At 62.7% G+C, this 2,428-nt stretch carries 2 protein-coding genes; both read right to left on the bottom strand.

Annotation, left to right across the window (positions count from 1 at the left end; genetic code table 11):
- Positions 1–124: 124 nt before the first annotated feature.
- Positions 125–1,420, bottom strand: coding sequence for a sugar ABC transporter substrate-binding protein (locus tag EN969_RS26675; protein ID WP_082826651.1), 1,296 nt, complete (start codon positions 1,418–1,420; stop codon positions 125–127).
- A 95-nt stretch (positions 1,421–1,515) separates the two neighbouring features.
- Positions 1,516–2,337: a carbohydrate ABC transporter permease gene (locus tag EN969_RS26670; RefSeq protein WP_032808731.1), complete on the bottom strand. Its 822-nt coding sequence runs from the start codon at positions 2,335–2,337 to the stop codon at positions 1,516–1,518.
- Positions 2,338–2,428 lie beyond the last annotated feature (91 nt).

Below are 2,428 nucleotides of genomic sequence, written 5' to 3'. Positions count from 1 at the left end.
TCGCATTGTGCATCGTGGCCGAGCCTTGGTCGGGGTGGCGTTGCTGATCTCGTCAAGATCCGGGGTCTGGAAAATCCGGCGCGGCTGACATCGCCGCGCCGGGTCTCCTTGCCGAGCCGGACCGCTATTTGTCGAGGAGCCCCTGCAGGCCGTCGGAAGCTGCCTTCAGCGCCGCGTCCGATGTCGCCTGGCCGCCAGCCGCCAGCGAAAGCTGGGTACCGAGCAGATCCTCGTATTGCGCCGAATAGGTGAAGATCGGGAACGACTTGCCGGTCGCCACCACATCCTGGGCGGTCTTGTAGAAGGGATATTTCGCCAGCACCGCCGCATCGGCATAGACATCGCTGCGCACGGGCGCGTGGCCCTCGAGCGCGCGCTTCACCGAAACATCCTTGCTCTGCACCCACTGGATGAAGGTCCAGGCGGCTTCCTGCTCTTCCGGCGACGTGTTCTTGGGAATGCCCCAGCCCCAACCGCCGCTCTCGCCATGGCCGCCCGGCATCACCGACAGGCCGACCTTGCCGGCGACCGTCGGACACTTCACGGCATCGTCCATCTGCGGCAGCATCCACCAATAGGTGACCATGCTGAAGGCGGAACCGCTGCACATCAGACGCATGGTGTCGTCGAGCGTGGCCGACACGGCACCCTGCTGGGCGCCGTGCTGGAGATTGTCGACATAGAGATCGAGCGCCTTCTTGGCCTCTGCCGTGTCGAGGCTCGCCTTGCCGTCGGCATTGAGATAGCTGCCGCCGGCGGAGAACAGGTAGTTGGAGAATTCCATGCTGTTGGGATCGCCGCGCTGGCCCTGCATCGCGGCCCCGGCGACACCGGCATTGGCCTTCATGAATTTGGAAATCGCCACATAATCTTCGAGCGTCGTCGGCAAAGCGAGCTCCTTGCCGGTTGCCGTCTTGTAGGCGGCCTTGAGCTTCTCGTCGCCGATCAGGTCCTTCCGGTAGAGGAGGCCCATCGAGTAGTTGTACATGGGCACCAGGAACAGCTGGTCCTCGGTTCGGCCGAGCAGGTCAAGCGTCGAGGGAATGAAGGGGCTCAGATCGTATTTGGATTTCTCGACGAAGGGTTTCAGGTCGGCCAGCCAGCCGGCCGCCGGAAATTCGCCGGCCCACAGGAAGTCGACCTCGAGCACATTGTAGTAGCTCTGCGGCGCGGTCAGCTGCGACACCAGCTTGTCGTGCATGTCAGGATAGCCGATCTTCTCAAACTCGACCTTGATGCCGGTCTGCTTCTCGAATTCGGGCAACAGCGCTTCAATGATCTTGGTTTCCGGCACGTCCTCCATCAAGGCGTGCAAGGTGATGGGCTCAGCCGCCCTGGCCGGAAGCGATGCGCTGACAACAGCTGCCCCGCTCACGGCCGTCATCAGCATTTTGATCAAGGTCTGCTTGTTCCAAGTCATAACTCTCTACTCCTCTTTCCCTCTGGACGCGGCGGTGATCCCGCCACGATTTCATAACCGGCTAGCGAGCCATGTCGGCTCTCGGAGCGGCCGGCCTATTTCACGCTGCCGAACGTCAAGCCCTGGACGATGAAACGCTGGATGAAGCGGGAAGCCACGACCAGCGGCAGGATGGCAAGGACGACGCCGGCAGAAACCTTGGCGATCTGGACGCCGTTCGAGGTCTGCAACGCCGCAAGCGCAACCGGTATGGTTGCCGTCTTCGGCCCGCTCAAAACCAGGGCAAACAAAAACTCATTCCAAGCCAGGATGAAGCCGAGCACGCCGGCGGCCGCGATACCGGGCATCGACACCGGCAGGACAATACGCCAGAAGGCGCCCCAGGCGGTCGCGCCGTCGGTCATCGCCGCCCATTCCAGATCGACTGGAATGCCCTCGAAGAAGCCCATCAGGATCCAGGTCAGGAAAGGCAGGTTGAGCGCGGCATAGACGATGATCAGCCCCGTCAGCGAATTGCTGAGCTCCAGGCTTCGGAACAGCGTGAAGGTCGGCAGCACCAGCGCCACGGGCGGCAACATCTGCGTCGCCAGAACGGCAAAACGCGCCCAACGACCGCCCGTGCGGAAGCGGGCGAAGGCATAGCCGGTGGTGGCGGCAAAAGGCAATGCGAGCAGAACCGAGCCGAGCGCGACGATCAGGCTGTTGAGGTACGACTGACCGAAGCGGCTCGACAGCAGCGCCGAATAATTGTCCGTCGTAAAGGCCGGCATCAGCTCGTTGCTGTAGGACAACTGCTCGGGGACGAAGCTTGTCCGCAGCACCCAGAGCGGCGGCAGCAGCACGATGGCGCAGACGACAATCAGCCCGAAATGCAAGCCGAAGCGGCGACGAAAGGCCGGCCGTTCGTTTCTGTCCATGCTGGTCATCGCGTGGCCCCCATGAGGCTCGGCCGCGCGATGACCAGTTCGGTTTCGGGATCAAAGAGGTGCATCGGCAGCGGGTCGATGT

Origin of the sequence: Mesorhizobium sp. M7A.F.Ca.CA.003.01.2.1 (genome assembly GCF_003998945.1) — a bacterium.
GTDB lineage: Bacteria > Pseudomonadota > Alphaproteobacteria > Rhizobiales > Rhizobiaceae > Mesorhizobium > Mesorhizobium ciceri.
This window is presented reverse-complemented; position numbering and strand designations above follow the sequence as displayed.